We start from the raw sequence: 703 nt of genomic DNA, 5'->3' as shown, positions 1-703 counted from the left end.
AGGTAGACTCTGCTTTTTCCAAACGATTCTTTTCACGTTGTAAATCTTCACAGAGAACAGCTCTTCTATCCAGTAAAGCATTCAGCAATTGAATATGTTTGGGTAAAGGTTGCCAAAAATGTAGATTGGCAGTCATCGCAAATCGAGCTAGAACCTCACTATCTACCTTGTCTGTTTTATTCAGCTTAGACATACTCTGAGCAAAATATCGAGCTCTGGCAGGATTGGTTACAGAGACTTGATAGCCCTCATCAAATAAATATTTAGCCAAGAGTTCATGATAAATAGATGTTGCTTCCATTAAGATAATGGTCTGAGTAGAAGTTGCAGCATGCTGGTTTAGCCAGATTTGAAGTTGCTCAAAACCTTTTGGTGTATTTGAAAAAGTTTTGGTTTTCTTTTTATTTGCAGAATTTTCTAAAATTAAACAGCAATCAATTTTAGCTTTAGCAACATCAATACCAAGATAAAACATAATCTTTACCTGCTTTAATTATTCCATTATTGTTTTAGCATAACCACCGTCTTTTCTTGTGAATGCAGCATCAAAGTGCTTAGTTACCGTCCAGAGTTGTGCAAGTGGTTAGGGCAAATTGTAGGTTTTATCTCTTGCACAGACTAAAAGTCTTAGGTCTATTACAAACTCTACAATTTGCATATAGTGGAAGCTAATCACTACAACCTCCAAGATACAAGGTCTATT

At 35.7% G+C, this 703-nt stretch carries 1 protein-coding gene; it reads right to left on the bottom strand.

Features of this window, described 5'->3' with window-relative positions:
* A partial coding sequence (locus tag MF4640_RS18825) for an IS110 family transposase (RefSeq protein ID WP_153042491.1) occupies positions 1-475 on the bottom strand: 475 nt, incomplete at its 3' end.
* Between the last annotated feature and the right edge of the window lie 228 nt (positions 476-703).

Source organism: Acinetobacter sp. MF4640 (assembly GCF_002018895.1).
In the GTDB taxonomy this organism is placed as follows: domain Bacteria; phylum Pseudomonadota; class Gammaproteobacteria; order Pseudomonadales; family Moraxellaceae; genus Acinetobacter; species Acinetobacter johnsonii.
This window is presented reverse-complemented; position numbering and strand designations above follow the sequence as displayed.